The organism is Pirellulales bacterium (assembly GCA_035656635.1).
Classification (GTDB): Bacteria; Planctomycetota; Planctomycetia; order Pirellulales; family JADZDJ01; genus DATJYL01.
The window spans coordinates 1-19759 of the sequence record DASRSD010000187.1; the positions used below are offsets into that span (position 1 = coordinate 1).

Here is a 19759-nt window from a genome sequence, read left to right on the forward strand (position 1 = left end):
TGCGGTTATGTTCACAGTTCACCAGGAGCGTAATTGGCACAGCGGTGGGATCGCTAGAGAAGTAAATCGCTGTGCCGGATACGCGCGACAGTTTGCCGGCTTTCACGTCACGATGAAGCTGTTGGATGACGTCGGCTGAAACATACCGGGCCGATTTAAGTGCCACGCGCCCAATTCGCCAGGTGCTCATCACCAAATAAATGGCCGCAGCGATAGTAAGAGGGATCCAACCTCCCTGTAAGAACTTGGTCAAATTGGCGACCAGAAATGCACTATCGACGGTTAAAAAAAGCGCCGCTAACAAAACAGTGGCAAGCCAGTTCCATTTCCATAATCGGCGAAAACAAACCACGATCAGCACCGTGGTAATTAACATGGTGCCGGAAACGGCCATGCCGTAAGCCCCGGCCAGTGCATCGGAAGAGCGAAACGTCAGAACCAGCGCAATGGTCGCGGCCGCCAAACACCAATTCACCAGCGGCACATACACTTTGCCTTCGCCATCGCCCGAGTAATGCACGACTTCCAGCCGCGGGATGTAGCCAAATTGACGGGCTTGGTGCATCAACGAAAAAGTTCCGGAAACGACCGCTTGAGAGGCAATGACCGTTGCCACTGTTGCCAGCAAAATCAGCGGGTATTGCAACCAATTGGGCGCAAGTTGGAAAAAGCTATGCGCGGCCGCGGATGAGGTCGAAAGCAGCAGCCCTCCTTGTCCCAAATAGTTCAGCAGAAGTGCCGGGAAGGCAATAGCAAACCAACCGACGCGTATTGGCCGCTTGCCGAAATGCCCAAGATCCGCGTACAAGGCTTCGCCGCCCGTGACTGCCAAAAACACAAAACCTAACACGAACAGTGAACGGCCGAGATTATCGATTAAAAAACGCGCGCCCTGCAGAGGATTTATCGCCAGCAAGATCTGCGGACTTAACCAAATGCCGTAGATTCCGAGCGCGGCGAGAACAAAAAACCAACACAGCATGATTGGACCAAACCAAGAGCCAATTTTTTCAGTCCCATGCCGTTGCACAAAAAATAGCAGCAACAAAATGGCAATGCATATCGGCACGACGGCTTTTTGCAGAACCGGTTGAACAACTTTGACACCTTCTACCGCGCTCAGAACTGACATCGCCGGCGTAATCATTGCATCGCCCAACAGCAGTGCGGATCCAAATAAGCCTAACGGCAATAACCAGCGATTATTCTTCGCCTTCGGCCGCGATGAGGTGATCAATGTACTAAGCGCCAGAATTCCGCCTTCACCTTCCAAATCAGCCCGCAAGATGACCGCCAGGTACTTTACCGATACGATGATCACCAACGACCAAATAATGAGCGACAAAATGCCAAGCACATTTTCCGGATCAGGCGAAACGCCCGAGCGCTTTGCAAAACAAACCGGCAACGTATACAGCGGGCTAGTCCCGATGTCGCCGTAAACTACGCCCAGCGCGCCGATGACTAGGGTCAACGTATGGGGTTCGGGCTTTTTCGCAGTTGCTGCTTCAGATGCGGTTCGAGAAGATTTGCGGCGAGTGGATTTGACTGATTTTGACATGTGCGCACTGCTCAGGCCAAACATTTGGTATGGCGGCAGTTAAGCTTAAATTATCAGGCAGAATCAGGATAGTTTACGCCGCCGACAAAATTGTGTCGCTTCCTGAGCAGCAACAATAGCCTTCAGCCTTGAGAAGACAAAGCTTCTTATCCAGGCACTTTCTGATTCGTCTGGCCCTGCTGCCCGCAGCGCGAGTGACTTGCTGGAGCTTGTGGCTGTTCGCATTCGGGATAATCAGCCACACCTGGATTGCGATTACGGTTCAATGGCAGCGGCGCAGCAAAGGCAGTCTCTGGATTTCGGAACGTCCGTTCGCGGTTTTTCGGTGCGCGGCAATCCTGCGAAGTCAATTCATTGGCTGGCGGTACTTGCCTGTCCAAAAAAGTTCCCATCCATCGATCCCAAGTGTTAAAGTATGCCCCGAAATTGACTTTGAGATTCGTGTGATGAGTGTCGTGGTGTGTTACCGTATTGAATCCGCTATATAGCCAATTTGTGGCAACCGCTTTCGGAACCATCTCGTAACCGGTATGTCCGGCTGTATTAATGGTGGTGTCATACCATAAAAATGCTAATAGCACGGCCGGATGCAGCGGAAGAAAAATTACGAGATTACAAATGCCGCAGAACTGTAACACCGCTTCCGCCGGTTGAAAAGCAAAGATGGCAAATGGAGTAGGGCAGACGGAACGGTGGTGACCAAGATGCAAGTACTTGAAGACCGGCGCCCAATGCATGAAACGGTGCAGCCAATAAAAATAGGTGTCATGAATGAATAGACATAGCACGAAGCTCGCCGGCAGATAATAAAGTGGATAAGCATGAACATTCCGATAGATGCTGGTGTGCCCCGACTTGTAGAGTTCAAGGAGGACAGTCGACATGCCTGCGAAGATCAGGATGGTGAGCAACGACAACATCACTTCTCGCCGGATTTGCCCCTCCGCTGGCTGGCGTTTTTGAATTCGCAGCTGTGGATTACGCCGGTCCCGGCGCACATGATAGCGATAATATAAATGCCCGGCGGGCAGCAAATACCCAAACATCAGAATGAATAAAAACAGGGCTGCGAATTCGAGCGAAAGCATCGTTACCTCCTTTCTTATAGGCAGAAACACCTCGCACATTCGGTGCCGAGAACCCCTTTGAAAGCGTCCGAATTACCAGGTCTTTCGGACTCATACTTCAGCCCGCACTACAATCGTGGCGGCAGATGCGCTCCAGCACAGCGTGGTCGCAAAACCGCCAAATTCGCGATCCGATTTTTCACGGCGCTCCAAAACAACTGGGTGATTGTCGTGCGGCAACAACTCGGGCAATCGTGAATTGACGGTGAATTGAAGCCGCTCGCAGCAATTTCATGCCGGAACGTACTTCGGCATGTTAGTTGCTTGCTATCGGGTTTCACTTAGAACATCTCGGGCAAGAATCACGTTGATTCCCCGAAGCAACCCTTAGGGTTTTTTGAAAGGAACAGAAAATGTCTATCCCTCAAGTCAGTCGCAGGTTGTTGGTAGCTGCTCTGGCAAGCGGCATAGTGGTTTGCGCCGCTACCTTTGTCGCCATTTCACAAGCCCAAACGCCCGACCGCCGATTGGACCGAACGCAAACGCAAATGGATTCGGGCCGGGGTTTTAAAGCTAGCGAGCTAATCGGTCAAAGCGTTTACAGTCCTGGCGACCAAGAAAAGGGCAAGATTAAAGACTTGATGATTAGTCCCAACGGCCACATCGAATACGCGGCCGTCTCCTTCGGCGGTTTTTTGGGAATCGGCGACAAATTGTTTGCCGTACCTTTGGATGCCATTCACTTGGAATGGAAAGACAACAAGGTCAATCACGCCCGTGTTGATGTCACGGAAGAGACCATCAAGCAACGGCAAGGTTTTGACGACAATCATTGGCCGGAGCACGCAGACCGCGGCTTCCTGACTAATGAAGCGCAAAGAACCGGCGTCGAACCAAATCCTGCCAACCGTTAGTTTGGTCAAACGGCAGCCAGCTGTGGGAACCGCGGCCGGGCAAATGGTTCGGCCGCGGTTCGGCGAGGCCGCGGTGGCTGGACGGGACAAGATAGCGCCAAAGTTTCGAAACGTTAAAGCCGCATCGTCTTTCGGTCCTTAATATTTCTCATCGATCACTTACGACACGCAAGAGGCAACAAATGAAATATCTATGGAAAACTGCTTTATGCAGCGGCGCAATAGCAATCGCCGGCTGCACGAACAATCCGAACACTTCTAATCCTAGCGCCCCGACACCGCATACAGTCAATAAGCCGGTTATGGAACCTTCGTCGCCCCCGGAAACTCGTACGAACGCACCGAGTACCGAGAATACAAACGGCACGAATGTGCCGATGAATCCCCAGACAACTCCGTCGACGCAAAATCCGCGGACAAATCAATAATCGATTGATCATTGCACCTCTTGGATGCGTCGGTTTTTTTTCACCGCATAAAAAGGAACATCCCGATGGCCTCTTCCTCTTGGTTTTCGAAAATGATTGGTACGTCAATGACTTTGAATAATTTGGAGAATGTTCTCACGTTGCAGCTTCGAGACCTATATAGTGCGGAAACGCAATTGATTTCGGCATTGCCCAAGATGGCAGAAGCCGCTGCCTCTCGCGAGCTTAAGGGCGGATTTCAGCGGCATTTGGAACAGACGAAACGACACAAAGAGCGATTAGAACAAGCGTTTCGGTTGCTGCATCAAGAAACCAAATCGGAAACTTGTGAGGCTATGAAGGGCTTAATTACGGAGGGGCAACAGGTGATCGACCTGGAAGGGGAGCCCGAAGTCAAGGATTCCGCGCTCATTGCCGCCGCGCAGCGAGTGGAGCATTACGAAATTGCCGGTTATGGCTGCGCCCGGGCATTTGCGCGACGGCTGGGCCACAACGAGGTGGCCGCGCTCCTGCAGCAAACGCTTAATGAGGAGGCCGAGACGGATAAGTTGCTCACGCAAATTGCCGAAAAATCGGTGAATTTGCAGGCAGCGCACTCCTAGCCGCGCAAGACACTTATGCGGTAGCAACTTCCGAAGCGGCACCGGACGAGCTTCAATGCGGTCTGGCTGCGGACAGGTCAGAGCTTCCCGCGACGCTGGCTTGTCGCACAGCCGACGGATGGACAATGCTGGTGGCGTCTTTTAGTTGCTGTGGGCCGTAATACCAGCCCACCATGTGCTTTTCCGGCAAGATTTCGAAATGCTCGCCAAAGCATTCGTGAAATAACAGTCGGAATGAATTGACCGGCGAAATGTCGGGCCGCAGTTTTTGGCGCATTTTTTCCGGTACCAGGTACGCATTCAAAATGGGCATGCGTTCCTCGGCGAATTGATCGAGACTTTCGTCCGTGATTTTCGACGGCAGGGTGAAGAACGTGCCATGATCTCCCTGTAGGATGATGATGGGCGGCACGGTCGATTGGGCGAGAATGCTGTCGACGATTTCTTCCATCCGTTTATTTACATACTGCAATTGTTCGGAATAGGCCAGCCGCGCGTTGGTGCTGGATGGGTTTTGCTGCTGTTCCCAGCCGTCTTTGAAGAACATCGATTGCGGCACATCGCAACAAATGTTGCCAATCCGATCGAACACATACGGCGGATGCGGCGCGATAATGTGGCAGAACGTAAAGGTAGGACCTTTGATTTGAGCGATTTTTTTAACCATTTCAAATTCGTACAGATGCTGGTCGGCCATTTGCGGCTCGAACAGCCGCAAGGCCGTGGTGCGCAACAAAGATTCAGCAAACTGGTTCAGCAGCCAACTAGGGCGCCGTTGGAATACGATGTCGGTGCCTGCCAACGTGCTTTTAAAATTTGTCGCCAAATACGCAAAGCGGTAACCCTTCGACTGAAACACGCGGGCGACCAAGGGTTGGTCCCACAGGGCATACACGGCTGAATAGCCAGGGCTCTTCACTTCTTCATCCAAGTAACACATATTGAGCGAAGAGGCAATCGACATGAACGTCATCGGGTAGTTGGAACAACTTTGATCGGCGACATAAAACCCCCGCGACGTTAAAAATTTGAGGAAATCCGAGTTGTCGCAATGACAAACTCGCTGCAGCGTGTCTGATCTGGCATAACCATCGAGGATGATATAGTACACGTCGGGCGTGTCGGGCGAGTCTGCATTCAACGGTGGCTTGCGCGGAAAACTAGTTATTTGCGATGCCGAAGAGCTCGCCGCAGGCTTGCTCTTTTTTCTGGCTGCAAGCATGCGTACCTCGTTGCGCCCGATTCTGACCAGGCACATCACCATCACGATGAGGGCAACGCCACTCAAAAATGAAGACAGTTGCTGCAAATTCCGGCGACTGTGCCGCAGCACAACACTCACCGCAACGACCAGGGCAACACAAAACACGACGAGCACAAAATGCCAACGGTCGTATGACATTTTGAGCGGCTCGTGTTGCATTACAAAATCGAAGATCCAACCATAGGCGTAAAACACCACGACAAAGAGCGAAGCAATCAAAGCTGCTTTTTGCCCATTGCCGAGCCACAGCCGCGCTACGAACCACACGATCAGAGTCATAACTAAGGCGCCGCAGCCGAAAATGAGGGCGGTGAAAGCATCCGCCTCGTTCATATTTCGCGAATACAGGTGCAGGATCGGCACCATTGCCAGCAGGAACGGATGCGACCTTGAAAATATTCTGACGAACGCCGACCTGGCGCGGGCGGGCATTGCTTCCGTATTTACTGAGGAATTGTTCATGGTCGCAATTCGCCTGGCTTCGGCGCGCCGATGGTTGTGCGCCGTTACTCCAGCGGACCGAACCAGTATGCGGTCCGCTTCGTTTCGGAAATGGGTGCCGAGTGCTGCAAATTAAAATATCGCCGAAACACATCTTCAAAATGGCGCTGAGAATAGTCTGGAAAAATATCCTCTCGGCTGGCGAGCAGTCGTTGGACTTGGGAATCTTCTTTGGGAACCCATTCCAGAATCAGCGATTTTGTTAGCGCGGCGAGATACGCGGCAATATGCTGTAGCGGCGAATTGTTCGCGATCGCCAGATGATGAACCAGGCCCAGCGCCAAGGTTAAATCAACTGGTCCGCGCTCGGCGAACGAACTTCGTTCCCGATTGGCCCAGCCCACCCCCGGAGTTGGATTAGCTAAATCCAACAGCAAGGGATGGATCACGGTGTTGCGGGAAGCAATTACTTGCCGATAATTATTTTCCACGCACGCCGGATCAATGTCCCAGGCTACGACCGTTTCGGCGCCGCATTCGGCGGCGATCTGGCTGAAGCGGCCGTTGTTTGCGCCCAAATCCCAAACACGGCCCGGCGCCACGCGGCAAATCAACTTGCGCACCACGGACTCCTTGGCTTCCAATCCGTCGGCGCCATAGTTGTGCCCCGTGGCATAATAATCGGCCCATTCGGTTCCGCTCGCATTCCACCGCAACCCCGCCACCGCAGATTGCAGTCCGGCAATGATCGCTTCAAAATTTCGACGGCTCAGCGCGGCTGTCTTTTTGGCTGCAGTTGCTTGCGCATGGCGGCGCTGGATTCGAGAGTGCGCATGGATGTGCAAGCCCAGCGGCAGATTGAATTTGGTTCGCCATGGGAGCAAGCGGCTGGCTAAATCAAGCGGCACTCCGTCAAGATGAATGCGCAGGAGTTGATTCAAACGCACATCGATCCGGCTCATCAGCGCCAATGGCGCTAGAAAATGCTGGCAAAACTGACGATAGGCCGCCCACGGTTGTCCCTGCTGGTAGCGCTGGAATGACAGCGTATCGATGAGCACCGGCCGCCCGCGAAAGAGTTGCACGTTGTAGGCGCTGGCGTCTTTTAACATCATTCCCTTGGCAAGGGCCCGCCGCGCGATTTCCAATGTTACCAGCGCCGCATCGCGGAGTTGGCTGAACGACCACTCGTAGGGATACGAAACCAACGGCAATTGTGCGGGCCGTAACACTTTATATCCGTCTTCGGTTGCCCGCTCATCCAGAGGCAACTCGTCGTGTGGGATGAGCAAGCCGGCGCCGACCAATTCGTCGTACAGGCCGCTGGCCATCAAGTGGTCGTAGTGGGCAGCATAGCACTCATTAACTTGCCGCAACTTGCACTGATCGCGCTCAAAGATAAATCCGCACGGGTCGCGAAAAGATGCAGGATCGACAATGACTTCCGTGGCTTCGGTCATACGTTGACGGCGCGCCCCAATGTCCGGCATTTCGCCAAACAGCTTGTTTAAAGCCGCTTTTGCTAGCGAACCCTAACTCGCCGCATCGTTAGCGGTGTCGGCAGAAACGTCAATCGGCGATGCGTTTGATGGCAATTTCGAGCGCCAACCGGCAGTTAGTAGCCAAACCAACCGGTTGCGGAGCCCGGTAACGAACAATCCTGCGCTAATTACCGAAGCGGCAATCACTTGAAAAACCAAGCTGCCCGTGCTGGGATCAATGTATGCCAGCAGCGAAATCGCCAGGTGGGAATGAGCAGGGGCAACTAGCATTTGTAAAACGACCTGCATCTCGTCTTTCTCCTAGGGCAGGGAAGGAAATTGTCCGGAGAGTCGGGTCGGAATATTAAACACAGCCACGAGCTACGTCTACGGCAATCCGCAACGGCAGTGTGCATTTCGAAATGCCAGTTACGGACCGCGGATTCCTACTCCTTGACGGAATGAGGGCGATCACCTGTAAAGCGATGGTTTTTCTAGCAATTAGGGAGGTCGTAATGTTCGGGCTGGTGCAAACGTAGCGGGCCAACCGTCTATAACGAATTCTGGAACATTCCCGAATGCGAAAGAAACAAGCGGTATAGCAGATGTCAGGTCATCGCAAATCGAATGTCACGATTATTCGTTCGCGCCGGTCACTAGCGATAAGTCTCCCGCGGATTCCCGCCACAAGGCTCTCTTGCTGAAATCCGATAGAACTGATAGCTTCCCTACCCCAAAACGCTCTGTGTGCCTGGCAGTGAGCGTTGAGCACGTTGCCTCGCTGTGCTATAAGTTCGCGGCATCGACGGTGTGATCATTCATCTCGCTGCAAAATATAAAAATTCTATGTATCAGAATCTTCGCGTCATCGTCATCGCACCGGCGTACAACGAGTCCGCCAAAATCGGCTTGGCTGTTTCGCGGGTTCCCAAAACAATTGCCGACGAAGTGCTGGTCATAGACGATGGATCTGCTGACAACACGGCGACCACTGCCCAAGCTGCAGGGGCAAAAGTGATTTCCTTGGGTTATCTGCATGGTGTGGGTTATGCGCTCCGCACGGCGCTTTCCTACGCTCGCGCCAATAAATTCGATGTTGCTGTGATCATGGCGGGAAACAACAAAGATGAACCGCGCGAAATTCCCCGGCTGCTAGACCCCATTGCCGCCGACGAGGCGGATTTGGTGATCGGCTCGCGCTATCTGGAGGGGGGCTCCTACGGCGGCGACATGCCACTTTATCGAAAACTGGCCACGCGTTTGCATCCCCGCTTACTGAGTTTCACCTGCCGCAAGGAGCTAACGGAATCCACTAACGGCTTTCGCGCCATCCGGCTATCGTGCTTGGATGATTCCCGCATCAACTTGAATCAGAAATGGTTGGATACTTACGGTTTGGAAATTTACCTGCTGTACAAGATGATTGCACTGGGATACCGACACCGCGAGGTTCCTTGCACCAAAATTTATCCGCCGCGACGGGTAGGAAATACAAAAATGAAACCCGTCGTCGGTTGGTGGGATATGTTGCGGCCGGTAGTGTTTCTGAGTTTGGGATTAAAAAGTTGATTTCGCACGTTGGCGCCGACAAGGATGTCGAATTCGCTGGCGAAATCAAATAGGTTCGGACGCACGATCAAAGGAGGGATCGTCCGTGATACAAGTTAATTGCATTGGGCTGGGTCATTGGGGGCCGAATCTCGTTCGCTGCCTCGCTTCTAGCCAGCGCGTTAAAATTGGCACCGTCTGCGATCTGGATCCGCAGCGATTGGAGCTGGTGCGCCGCAATATTCTAGGATCGTTTCAGGCCAGCACAGATCCGCTGGCCACGGTGACCGATTCCACGGCCCAAGCCGTGGTCATTTCAACGCCGACGAATACTCACTACCAGCTGACCAAGGCTGCTCTGCAAAGCGGCAAGCATGTGCTGGTGGAAAAGCCTCTCGCCAGCTCGGCGCGCGAGTGCGAAGAACTGGTGGCGCTGGCGAAGCAGCGCCACGTCCATCTGTGCGTCGGCCATGTGTTCCTGTTCAACCACGGGATTCGCTACATCAAGCAATTGATCGATCGTAACGAGCTGGGCCAAATTCGCTACGTCTTCTCGGAGCGAACAAATCTGGGCCCCTTCCGGCATGATGTAAATGCCTTGTGGGATTTGGGTGCGCACGACATCAGTATTTTCAACTATTGGTTTCAGTCCGATCCGACACAAGTCAGCGCGTTCGGAATGTCGTATTTGAACCCCGAAGTGGAAGACGTTGTGGTGGCCACGCTCACCTATCCGCAGCAAATTATGGCGTCGCTGTATGCCTCGTGGCTGAACCCGCAGAAAGTTCGCGAAATTACGGTGGTTGGAGCGAAAAAATCGGTCGTCTGGAACGACCTGGAACTGGACGCTCCGGTGCGCATTGTCGACAAATCCGTCGATGTGGAAAAATGCGCGCCCTACAGCGACAGTTTTGCTACGTTCCGCATGCAGGTGCGGACCGGCGATATCGTCATTCCGGTGATGTCCGGCGGCGCACCGCTGGATGTGGAATGCAATCATTTTTTAGATTGCATCGAGGGTCAGGCCCAGCCGTTGAACGATGGGGAGTGCGGCTTGCGAGTGGTTCGCACTCTGGAGGCCGCTACTGCGTCGATGCGGAATCGTTCCACGCTGGCCAACATCGCGGATGAGTCGCGGGCCTTGCGGCGCGCAGCCTGATTTCAATCCACTGTCGATTCCAGTTTTCACGCCATGAGCTCAGCTTTCAGACAATCGCTTGGTGAAACATGCACATCCCGTTAGTGGATCTGAAGGCGCAATATTCCGGAATTCAGGCGGAAGTCAACGCCGCCATGCAATTGGTTTTGGACGAGGCCAGTTTCATTTTGGGACCGTCGGTTGCACGCTTTGAGCAAAATTTTGCAAAATTTTGTCAGGCCCAGCATTGCTTGGGGGTCGCCAGCGGCACCGACGCTTTGCAGCTAATCTTTCGAGCGCTTGATATTGGACCTGGCGATGAGGTGATTGTTCCGGCGTTTACATTCATTGCGACAGCATTAGCGGTAAAATTGGCCGGCGCCACGCCGGTATTGGTCGATGTGAATCGTGCGGACGGCCTGCTGAACCCTGAAAAAATCGCGGCCGCAATTACCAACCGCACAAAAGCCATTGTTCCGGTGCATTTGTATGGCCGCTGTGCCGAGATAGATCGCATTCAGGAAATTGCCGCCGCGCGAGAACTGCACGTCATTGAAGATGCCTGCCAGGCACACGGTGCGCGCTACAAGGGGCGCACTGCCGGATCGCTGGGAACTGCCGCCGCATTCAGCTTTTATCCCGGGAAAAATCTGGGCGCCTATGGCGATGGCGGGGCAATCACCACAAACAACTCCGCCCTGGCCGAACGCTTGCAATTGATGCGCAATTGGGGTTCGGTGCGCAAATACCATCACGAAGAAGTGGGCCTCAACAGCCGCCTCGATTCGTTGCAGGCCGCCGTGTTGGATATCAAATTGAAGTATTTACCCCGCTGGAATCAAGAGCGCCAAGCCCACGCGGACCAGTACGATCGCCATTTGGCCGAAGAACGCATCGTGCCAGTATTTTCTTCTTCTCCGGGAAGTGAATCCGTCTATCACTTGTACGTGGTACGCGTGAAAGATCGAGATGCCCGCTTGGCTTGGCTGAACTCGCAAGGCGTCGGAGCCGGCATTCATTATCCATTTCCTGTGCACCAGTTGCGGGCTTTCCAAGGAATGGGACGCGTTTGCGGTTCCGTAACGGAAGCGGAGCATTGGGCCAATGAATGTCTTAGTTTGCCGTTGTACCCAGAACTCACCGTCGAGCAGCGCGAGCACGTCATTTCTGCACTACAACGCCATCGGCTTCGTGTAGCAGCCTGAAGCGGTTAACTACCAGTTGTTCGATTGCAGGAGAGTGCGCCACATGAGCATTGTCGCCGAAGAATATTTCGTGCACGACCTGGCTATTTGCGAAAGCAAACAAATTGGCCTCGGCACGCGAATTTGGGCGTACTGCCATGTATTGCCGGGAGCCACGATTGGTTCGCATTGCAATCTTGGCGAGCACGTGTTTGTGGAGAACAAAGTTTCCATTGGCGACCGGTGCACCATTAAAAACGGCGTAGCGCTCTGGGATTTCGTCACGCTCGAGGAGGGCGTTTTTGTGGGACCGTGCGCCGTATTCACCAACGATCTCCGCCCGCGTGCGTTTATTCGGCGCGATAACAGCGCGTTTTTGCGAACGCAGGTGAATCGTGGCGCGACGATTGGCGCAAATTCCACGCTCGTTTGCGGCATGACGATTGGCCAGTATGCGCTGGTGGGCGCAGGCACGGTTGTCACGCACGATGTTCCACCGCATGCGTTGGTCGTCGGGAATCCTGGTCGCGTGATCGGCAGGGTTTGTTTCTGCGGCGCCAAACTTGACGCCCGCGATTATTGCGCCGCCTGTCAATTGCTGCTAACCGCCAATTCCGAGCAGCAGGCCGTCCGTCTGCATCAGCAAACATCACGAAACTGATTTCAACGCCTCTGATTTTCCGCCGATCTTCAAGCCGCCAAGTAATACAGGTATTTACATCATGGCCAGCGGGGAGCTTCATGACGAGGGCAGTCCCGCCGTCGGCGACTGGCTTAATTGGCGCCCCGATTGGCCGCTGGTCAGGTGGCTGGCGCTGGCGGCGGCGGCTGGCAGTGCGTGGGTGGGTGGTGTCGCCTGCATTCGGCCACTTTTTTTCCATCTTGGCAACCGGCATCTGATCATTGAAAACCCGTTCAAAATCCTCCTGGTATCGTTGGCTGCGCTTCAGGTGTGGTGCTTGTTTTCGCCGCGGATTCATGCCGCTGCAGCCAGAAGTTGGCCGGGATCACTTTGGAGGGGGATGTTTTTACTGGGGACGCTTGAAAGTGGCGCTCTGGCGGTCGTTGGAATTATGGCGATTGACCTGCGGTGGCGATCGGCACCTTTATGGACAGTGCCCTCGCCCTTCTACACGGCTAGCATCTCGTTTGTGTTGTTCGCACTCTTTTTGACAACGACCGATCCTCGCCCTCCACTGCACGCCATGGTCGAGCGCTGCCTAATTCAATGGGCCTGCTGGAATTGGCGGGCTCGTTTGATGCTCGTGTTTCTCATCTTGCAATTATCGTTTATGGGGTTTTCGGTGTGCCAATACTGGCAGCGCGCCAGCACTATGTTTTCGTATCACGATAGCGTCCGGCCCAGCTATCTCACCCCCGAGAAAAAACTGCTTGCTGATTTCGATTACCTTTGCCAGGAGTGCCTGCAGCAAATTCCTGCGGACGCCAACATTTTATACCACGGTCCCAACGAAGGATTAATTCTCGCCTACGAGTTGTATCCGCGCAGTGTGTTTATGCTGCCGCAGGAACAACGCGACATGTTTCAATACTGTTGGCGCTTAGAGGAATGGTGCCAGGGCATGACGCCCGATCCATTGGAATTGTATTGGAAGTGGGATTACCCGCTGCAAAATATTTCAGAAGAGCAATTCATTGCGGATCATCAAATTACTTATGTAGTCACGTTTGACAAATCCCACGTTTCCAACACCCGTATTCAAATGTTGCGATGATTTTGGCTGTAAGCGGATTAACGCTGCACTTGCTGCCGCTGCTGGCCGCCCTGGCGGTCATGTCCGGCGCCGGTAGTTTGCTGGCCCGATGGCTGCAGCCTCGCCAGCCGTCCCCAGGAGAAGTTTGCTCAGCGGTCGGACTATCCGCTGGGCGATTGGCGTGGGGATGGTCATATTTATTGGGCATTGCGCTGGTGGGACTGATTCTACAAGTTCCCTTGCTCATTGCCGGAGGAATCACGCACGGAGAATATTTCGGCGCGCTTGGATTATGCACCGTCATGACGGCGACGGAAGTGATTCTACGGTGGCGTGAACGACGCCCAGGCGCCGTTTCCGGCAAGCACTTGCTGCGCAATTGGATGGGTTGGATTGGCGATCTGCCGCTGCTGGTGCGAATGCTCGCGATTTTGTGCCTGGCAGATCTTTTATGGTTTGCGGCGGTCGAATCGCCAATCACATTCGATGCCCGGTCCATTTACGGACTGAAAGCGCGCATTTTATACGATGGCGGCCAACTCTCGGACGAAAGCTTTCGCAATCCCGACCGCTTAAACTTTAATGCTAATTATCCGCTGTTGTTGCCCGTCGTCGAGGCGGCCTTGTACGCCGCGCAGGGTTCGCAGCAAGACCTAGGCGAGCAACTACTATTCGCCGGATTCGTGCTGGCGATCGCTTCGATTTTAGCCGAGGAAATTCGTCGCTTCGAATCGCCCCTCATCGCTGCCATGTGGAGCGCGTTCTTTATCCTCTTGCCAATCACTTTAATGCCCAGTGAAGGAGCGGGCTTAAGCGGATCCGCTGATTTTGCCGTTGCCGCATTTGCCACCGCCGGCGTAATTGCCGTGGGACGCTGGCTGGCCACGCCGCGCGCCAGTTACAGTATATTGGCCGGCTCCATGCTCGGCGCGGCGATTTTGACGAAGCAGGAGGGAGCCCTGTGGCTGGCAGCGGTTGGGTTCGCGATGCTGGCCACGGCGCAATTCCGGCGCAGGTGGCACTTGTGGCGGAGGCACCGAACTGCCGCCTGGACGATCGGCATTGCAATCGGCTGCGCGCTGGTGGTGGCCCTTAGCCGGCGGCGCATTCCTGTTTCCCCATACTTTAGGCCATTTGCCGATGCGCTGCACTGGGACTGGATCGTTCATACCTGGATCAGAATTCCATCGGTCGTACAATTTACCGTAAATAAACTGTTTGCCGTTTCTTATTTCAACTTGATTTGGCCGTTCGTAGCCATCGGTTTGCTGTTTCTGCGGCGACCACGTTCCTCCGCTACGGTATTTTTGTGGCGCATAGTTGCAGTGGTGGTCATTGTGGTCTATTTAGCCATCCTGACCATCACGCCGCTGCATTTGGAATATCAATTGCGCACGGCATTCTATCGGTTAGCCTTGCAAGTGTTACCACTGTGCATGCTTGTGGGGGCGGAGCAATTTGCTGCTTCTGGCTGGAGCCGCCAACTGCAATGGATTTTTGCTGGAACGAAATTCGAGCAGCCCAGTCCTAGTTTCGAGATCGGGTTGGCTGCCGAATCATTCGGCGGCCCACCTGTTACCCCATCTTCGGCTCCGCCGGTTGCTGCTCCGCAACGAATCGAATCTCCCCGCCACGCTGCCTAGTGGTGGATGGGCGGAAAACGCCTTGCCTAGGACTACTTTACGTGTGGATGGCAATCGACCAGCATGAATTTCCCACAACCCAATGCCGGGATCGTTCTCTTTGCCGGAGCTGTTCTTGCGGCATGATCGGGCTGGCGGTGATGGGCTATTGCCCCGACCTGGACAAGCTCCACGATGCAAGCGATTTTGGCCTTAGAAGGGCGTTTTAATGCAATTGGCATTGCGATTCACCGGCCAGTGGACTGGTTTAAAGCCCATCAAAACATTGGCGAAAATGACCCACCTGGCATAAGATTAGCTAGTATATTGCCTCTTTTCTTGTTATCGTCATGATGGTCGATAAATCGTCGCGGGGACCGTTTACACTATCAGGGGTCATCGTTAGTGTGGCGAGTGTGAGGGGCGATCCATGGTCGCGGTCAGTATCGACAAATTTCTGGAATTGCTGCGCCGAAGTGGCCTGGTCGAAAAGGCACAACTCGATCAGACGCTTGCGGAGATCCAGCGCCCGTCGGGCGCCACTCCCGAAGCCGATAGCCAATTGCTGGCCGATCAACTCATTGCCGCAAAGCTAATTACTCCGTGGCAACGCGATCAACTGTTGAACGGCAAGTACAAGGGCTTCTTTCTCGTCGGCAAGAAATACAAATTGCTGGGCCACTTAGGCACCGGCGGCATGAGCAGCGTGTACTTGGCCGAGCACAGCAAAATGCAGCGGTTGGTGGCAATCAAGCATTTGCCCCCCAGCCGTGTGAACGATTCGTCTTATTTGGCGCGCTTCTATCGCGAAGCACAAGCCACTTCCAAGCTCGACCACAAAAACATTGTCCGCGCTTACGACATTGACCACGATCAAGAAGGCAATAAGAACGATCATTTCCTGATCATGGAGTATGTCGAGGGGCGAGATCTCCAATCTCTGGTGAAGGACGTCGGTGCCCTGGATTACGACGTCGCCGCCGATTACGTTCGCCAGGCAGCCGAAGGCTTGGAACACGCGCACCAGGCCGGGCTCATTCACCGCGATATTAAACCCGCCAATTTGCTTGTCGATCAGCGCGGTGTGGTGAAAGTGCTCGACATGGGCCTGGCACGTTGGCAGGACGACAGCAAAACCGCCTCGCTTACCATCGCCCACGAAGAAAACGTGTTGGGCACGGCCGATTACCTCGCTCCGGAGCAGGCCCGCGATAGTCATACGGTCGACAAACGGGCCGATATCTACAGCCTGGGCTGCACGCTCTATTTTCTGCTTACGGGCCACGCTCCGTTTCCCGAGGGCACCTTGGCGCAGCGCATCTGGAAGCATCAAAACCAGATGCCCAAAAGCTTGTATGAAGATCGGAAAGATGCGCCGCCGGCGCTGGTCGACGTTTGCCTGCGAATGATGTCGAAGCAACCCGACGCGCGGTTTCAATCAGCCGGCGAAGTGGCTCAAATGCTGTCGCGATGGTTGGAAGGCCGTGGCAAGGAACTAAGCGGCGGCAGCGGATTGAACTTGACGAAACGGCCCGTGGGTCCGCCGCCGCGCCGCAGCTCTTCCCGTTCCGGGGGCATGCCGGTTTATCCGCCGCACCGCTCAAAGCCCGGGACGCTGGACGACACGGTTTCCAATTTGCAACACGAAACCATCAAAGGCGCTCCGGCCGACAAGCCGGCGCCCTCTTCGGCAGGTAAATCGCAAGCGAAATACAGCGGCAGCAATATTTTAGGTCGACCCGATCAAAGCGGTGGCAGCCGGGTGGTGGGAGGCGGGGCTTCCCAAAGCGGAGGCGCCTCGCGCAGCGGCTTAGGTCCTTCCCATGGGGGCAGCAGCATCTTAGGTTTGGGCAGCAGCATTTTGGGTCGGGCTGGCCAAAGCGGCGTTGGCCGCCCCGGCGCTAACGGCACGGGAATTGGCAAAAGTGCAGTTGGAAAATCGCTGCCGCGCGCCAAATCGCTGGATGTCCCCAAGCCCTCAGAAAGCACAAAGCTTCCGACCAAGCCGCGCGACGACACGTTGGGCGAACTCATTGAACGGGCCGCGCGCGAAGCGACGACGACCGTTCATCCAGACAAATTGCCGCCGGGCGCACCGCAACCTATCTCGCAACATCGCGCGCCGGAGCCTTCCTCTTCCGCCTCAGTTTGGTTCTTGCTTACCGGGGCGATCGTGTTTGTCGTCGCGCTAATCATTGTCATCGTGATACTTGTTCACTAGTGAACAACTATTCACTCATTGAGGCCGGCCCAAGCAGTCAGAAATTTTGCCGGTTTTCCAAAAGAGGGGTGTCGGCTCAAAGCGTTTATTCCGCATTGTCGGACAACTCCACCCGGTTGGCAAAGCTTTTAAGTCGCGGTCCAATCGCCACTTGTGGTGTTCACTTGTTTCTTCTTTGGACACCTGCATAAAGTGGAAATGTGGGCTTCAATCGCCCACCCATTTCCGACCGATTCACTTCAATGCAGAGTGTTCGGGCAAGCCGGATTTTCCAGCGGTCTTTTTGGCCGCTGGCGGCGCTCCTGGACAACGAGGATTTGCGTATGAGCCAGCACATCCAAGTCTTCTTCGGCAATCGAATTCGCAATCGCCTGGAGCATTCCAACGCTGTCGTGCGCGCTCGGCATTCGCGCCGCGGAATGCGTTCCAGCAAGCGCGCGCGGGGAGTGCCGCGCAACCAGCAACTCCCCTTTGTGCCACCGGAAAATTGGCACGAACCGCGTGAAAACGGCGGCCATTATCGCATTGTCGTGCAGTCGCCGGGGAACGGGCACCGGCATATTCTTACGCCGGACGAAATTCGCGCTCGGCTGGCGCAGTTGCCCGCTCACTTTGTCGCGCCGCTGGAAGTCGTGCAGCTGAGCCAAATGACGCGCAAAAAGCTCAGCTTCCCCTGTTACGGCATGCAATGGGGGCCGACGATTTATTTGTATCCCGTGGAAGAAAGCCTGGTGGAGCGTTTCAAAACGCCGCCGAAGCCCGCGCAGCTCATCGAAGCGCGTATGTACGGCGGCCGTTGGGAACAAGACGGCCCCGCTTCCTGGAAGCTGGTGTGGACCGAGCAGGCCCTGAAAGATTTCTATTTGAATAACATTTTGATTCACGAGCTGGGCCACTTGTTGGATAATCGCAATTCGCGCTCTGCAGATCGGGAGCGGTATGCCGAATGGTTTGCCGTGCAATACGGCTACAAGCCCACTCGGCGGTTCACGTCGCCGCCGCAAGAGTTGAGCGTGCGCCACCACAAGCCATGCCAACCTCGGTAACGGGTTGCTTAGTTGGCTTCCGAAGGGACGCGGTTGCCCTGGAGTGTGGTCCACAAAGGCTGCTCGATGGCTTATAATAAAGCCGCCATCGGACGGCTTTTTTGTTTCCCCACGCGCGACAGTCTGCCCAGTGCCTATCATGGTTTACTTTCCCCTCCGGCAAGCGTTGTTCCTGGCGATCGTGGCGGTAATCGTTGGGCCTTTGGCTTACGCTGCGGATACCAATCCCGGGGTCCCGGGCCCCGGGGTTCCAAGACCGGGCCAGCCGGCGGTTCCCAGCACTCCGGTTCCAGGTCCAGGCAATTCCGCGGCTGGTAATCCCAATGCTGGTAAGGCCGCACCGCCCGGTAAACCGGGAAGTCCAACCAATCCGCTTGGTGATGCTGCTGCCGCCAAGCCCGCAACCGCCGCCGGCGCACTTCCAGACAAGAATTTGAGCTTCACCAAAGACATTGCGCCCATTTTGGTTGCCAAGTGCACACGCTGCCACATCGATCAAGCGCGTGGCAAGTTCAGCATGGCGACGTTCGAGTCGTTCAAAAAAGGCACGCCCGATGGTCCGGTGTTTGAAGCGGGCAAGGGCAGTGCCAGCCGCATTGTCGATGCGCTTACTTCCGGCGACATGCCGCGCGGTCCCGGCCCCAAATGCACCAAGCCGGAAATCGCCGCCATTACCAAATGGATTGACGAAGGCGCGAAGTTCGACGGCCCCGACGAAAAAGCGCCGCTGAACAAGTTCACCTCGGCCACGCCCGCACCGTTGCTTGTGAAAAAGCCGGACGAGCCGAAGCTTACCGTCGCCATGGCCACAGGCCGTGAGACGGTGCAGTTTTCCAAGGACATCGCTCCGGTGCTGGTGGAAAATTGCTTCGGCTGCCATACCGGCCCGGGTCCGACGGGCAATTTTCAGATGGATCGGTTTAACAACATGATTCGCGGCGGCCAAAGCGGCAATCCGTGGGTGCCCATGCAGCCGGCCGACAGCCTCATTATTAAAAAACTGAAGGGGACCGCTGGCGCCCGCATGCCCCAACCCAAAAATCGGCCGCCGCTGTCGAACGACGTCATCGCCAAATTTGAAAAATGGATCGCCGAGGGGGCCCATTTCGATGGCGACGATCCGAATCAAACCACTCTCCGCTTGGCGGCTCTCACGCGCGCCAAAACAGTAACGCCGGAAGAATTGGCATCCGACAGGCTTATTTCGGCCAAGCACATGTGGCGGCTGACCGATCCGAGCGATCTTCCGACCACCAAGCAAGGCAAAAATTTGCTAATCATCAGCAACCTGCCCGAAGGAGAGTTGCAGGAAGTGGCCCAAACTGCCGAGCAGCAGACGGCATTTCTGGGCCGGCTGTTTCATGCCCCCGCCGATCAGCCGTTAGTTCGCGGCGGCATTACGTTGTTCGTGTTTCCCGGCCGATATGATTACAGCGAATTCGGCCGCATGGTGGAAGGTCGGGCGTATCCCAAAGATTGGCGCGGTCACGCGAAGTACGATATTGTCGACGCCTACGCCGCGATTAT

Annotated in this window: 16 protein-coding genes; 11 read left to right on the forward strand and 5 right to left on the reverse strand. The window is 54.9% G+C overall.

Annotated features, from left to right (window positions below; all coding sequences use genetic code 11):
• Nucleotides 1-1561 (reverse strand): KUP/HAK/KT family potassium transporter (locus VFE46_19950; protein ID HZZ30282.1); only part of this gene is annotated, 1561 nt, incomplete at its 3' end.
• Nucleotides 1562-1707: 146 nt separating this feature from the next.
• Nucleotides 1708-2595 carry a sterol desaturase family protein gene (locus VFE46_19955; GenBank protein HZZ30283.1) on the reverse strand — a complete coding sequence of 296 codons (888 nt, stop codon included), beginning with the start codon at nucleotides 2593-2595 and terminating at the stop codon, nucleotides 1708-1710.
• 446 nt (nucleotides 2596-3041) lie between these two features.
• On the opposite strand from VFE46_19955, the gene VFE46_19960 reads away from it, so the two are divergent.
• Nucleotides 3042-3542: a PRC-barrel domain-containing protein gene (locus VFE46_19960; GenBank protein ID HZZ30284.1), complete on the forward strand. Its 501-nt coding sequence runs from the start codon at nucleotides 3042-3044 to the stop codon at nucleotides 3540-3542.
• 493 nt (nucleotides 3543-4035) lie between these two features.
• Entirely contained in the window at nucleotides 4036-4572 is a 537-nt protein-coding gene (locus tag VFE46_19965; GenBank protein HZZ30285.1) for a ferritin-like domain-containing protein, read from the forward strand.
• Nucleotides 4573-4624: 52 nt separating this feature from the next.
• Here VFE46_19965 and VFE46_19970 read toward each other — a convergent pair whose 3' ends face one another.
• The 3 genes from VFE46_19970 to VFE46_19980 all read right to left on the reverse strand — a co-directional run bounded on the left by VFE46_19970 (nucleotide 4625) and on the right by VFE46_19980 (nucleotide 8067).
• The gene (locus tag VFE46_19970) at nucleotides 4625-6169 is read right to left on the reverse strand and encodes a hypothetical protein (protein ID HZZ30286.1); all 1545 of its coding nucleotides are present in this window, start codon (nucleotides 6167-6169) and stop codon (nucleotides 4625-4627) included.
• A 173-nt stretch (nucleotides 6170-6342) separates the two neighbouring features.
• Nucleotides 6343-7737, reverse strand: coding sequence for a hypothetical protein (locus VFE46_19975; GenBank protein HZZ30287.1), 1395 nt, complete (start codon nucleotides 7735-7737; stop codon nucleotides 6343-6345).
• 72 nt (nucleotides 7738-7809) lie between these two features.
• Nucleotides 7810-8067: a hypothetical protein gene (locus VFE46_19980; GenBank protein HZZ30288.1), complete on the reverse strand. Its 258-nt coding sequence runs from the start codon at nucleotides 8065-8067 to the stop codon at nucleotides 7810-7812.
• Between the two features lie 537 nt (nucleotides 8068-8604).
• Here VFE46_19980 and VFE46_19985 point away from each other — a divergent pair.
• From VFE46_19985 to VFE46_20025, 9 genes are all read left to right on the forward strand, one after another.
• Nucleotides 8605-9327 carry a glycosyltransferase family 2 protein gene (locus tag VFE46_19985; GenBank protein ID HZZ30289.1) on the forward strand — a complete coding sequence of 241 codons (723 nt, stop codon included), beginning with the start codon at nucleotides 8605-8607 and terminating at the stop codon, nucleotides 9325-9327.
• 85 nt (nucleotides 9328-9412) lie between these two features.
• The gene (locus tag VFE46_19990) at nucleotides 9413-10465 is read left to right on the forward strand and encodes a Gfo/Idh/MocA family oxidoreductase (GenBank protein ID HZZ30290.1); all 1053 of its coding nucleotides are present in this window, start codon (nucleotides 9413-9415) and stop codon (nucleotides 10463-10465) included.
• 68 nt (nucleotides 10466-10533) lie between these two features.
• Complete coding sequence (locus VFE46_19995) at nucleotides 10534-11649, forward strand: DegT/DnrJ/EryC1/StrS family aminotransferase (protein ID HZZ30291.1); 1116 nt, start codon at nucleotides 10534-10536, stop codon at nucleotides 11647-11649.
• Between the two features lie 43 nt (nucleotides 11650-11692).
• Entirely contained in the window at nucleotides 11693-12289 is a 597-nt protein-coding gene (locus VFE46_20000; protein HZZ30292.1) for an acyltransferase, read from the forward strand.
• A 490-nt stretch (nucleotides 12290-12779) separates the two neighbouring features.
• Complete coding sequence (locus tag VFE46_20005) at nucleotides 12780-13364, forward strand: hypothetical protein (GenBank protein HZZ30293.1); 585 nt, start codon at nucleotides 12780-12782, stop codon at nucleotides 13362-13364.
• Nucleotides 13361-14986, forward strand: coding sequence for a hypothetical protein (locus VFE46_20010; GenBank protein ID HZZ30294.1), 1626 nt, complete (start codon nucleotides 13361-13363; stop codon nucleotides 14984-14986). The genes VFE46_20005 and VFE46_20010 overlap by 4 nt, the downstream gene beginning before the upstream one ends.
• A gap of 409 nt (nucleotides 14987-15395) precedes the next feature.
• On the forward strand, nucleotides 15396-17186 hold the full coding sequence (locus VFE46_20015; protein HZZ30295.1) for a serine/threonine-protein kinase: 1791 nt from the start codon (nucleotides 15396-15398) through the stop codon (nucleotides 17184-17186).
• Nucleotides 17187-17509: 323 nt separating this feature from the next.
• On the forward strand, nucleotides 17510-18232 hold the full coding sequence (locus VFE46_20020) for a hypothetical protein (protein ID HZZ30296.1): 723 nt from the start codon (nucleotides 17510-17512) through the stop codon (nucleotides 18230-18232).
• A gap of 139 nt (nucleotides 18233-18371) precedes the next feature.
• Nucleotides 18372-19759: c-type cytochrome domain-containing protein (locus tag VFE46_20025; GenBank protein HZZ30297.1), on the forward strand; the 1388-nt coding region annotated here is incomplete at its 3' end.

Excerpts from the sequence above, each read along its gene's own strand:
- VFE46_19960 (HZZ30284.1), top strand. The coding sequence starts at position 3,042 with ATGTCTATCCCTCAAGTCAGTCGCAGGTTGTTGGTAGCTGCTCTGGCA.
- VFE46_19965 (HZZ30285.1), top strand. The coding sequence starts at position 4,036 with ATGGCCTCTTCCTCTTGGTTTTCGAAAATGATTGGTACGTCAATGACT.
- VFE46_19970 (HZZ30286.1), bottom strand. The coding sequence starts at position 6,169 with ATGAACGAGGCGGATGCTTTCACCGCCCTCATTTTCGGCTGCGGCGCC.
- VFE46_19975 (HZZ30287.1), bottom strand. The coding sequence starts at position 7,737 with ATGACCGAAGCCACGGAAGTCATTGTCGATCCTGCATCTTTTCGCGAC.
- VFE46_19980 (HZZ30288.1), bottom strand. The coding sequence starts at position 8,067 with ATGCAGGTCGTTTTACAAATGCTAGTTGCCCCTGCTCATTCCCACCTG.
- VFE46_19985 (HZZ30289.1), top strand. The coding sequence starts at position 8,605 with ATGTATCAGAATCTTCGCGTCATCGTCATCGCACCGGCGTACAACGAG.
- VFE46_19995 (HZZ30291.1), top strand. The coding sequence starts at position 10,534 with ATGCACATCCCGTTAGTGGATCTGAAGGCGCAATATTCCGGAATTCAG.
- VFE46_20000 (HZZ30292.1), top strand. The coding sequence starts at position 11,693 with ATGAGCATTGTCGCCGAAGAATATTTCGTGCACGACCTGGCTATTTGC.
- VFE46_20010 (HZZ30294.1), top strand. The coding sequence starts at position 13,361 with ATGATTTTGGCTGTAAGCGGATTAACGCTGCACTTGCTGCCGCTGCTG.
- VFE46_20015 (HZZ30295.1), top strand. The coding sequence starts at position 15,396 with ATGGTCGCGGTCAGTATCGACAAATTTCTGGAATTGCTGCGCCGAAGT.
- VFE46_20020 (HZZ30296.1), top strand. The coding sequence starts at position 17,510 with ATGAGCCAGCACATCCAAGTCTTCTTCGGCAATCGAATTCGCAATCGC.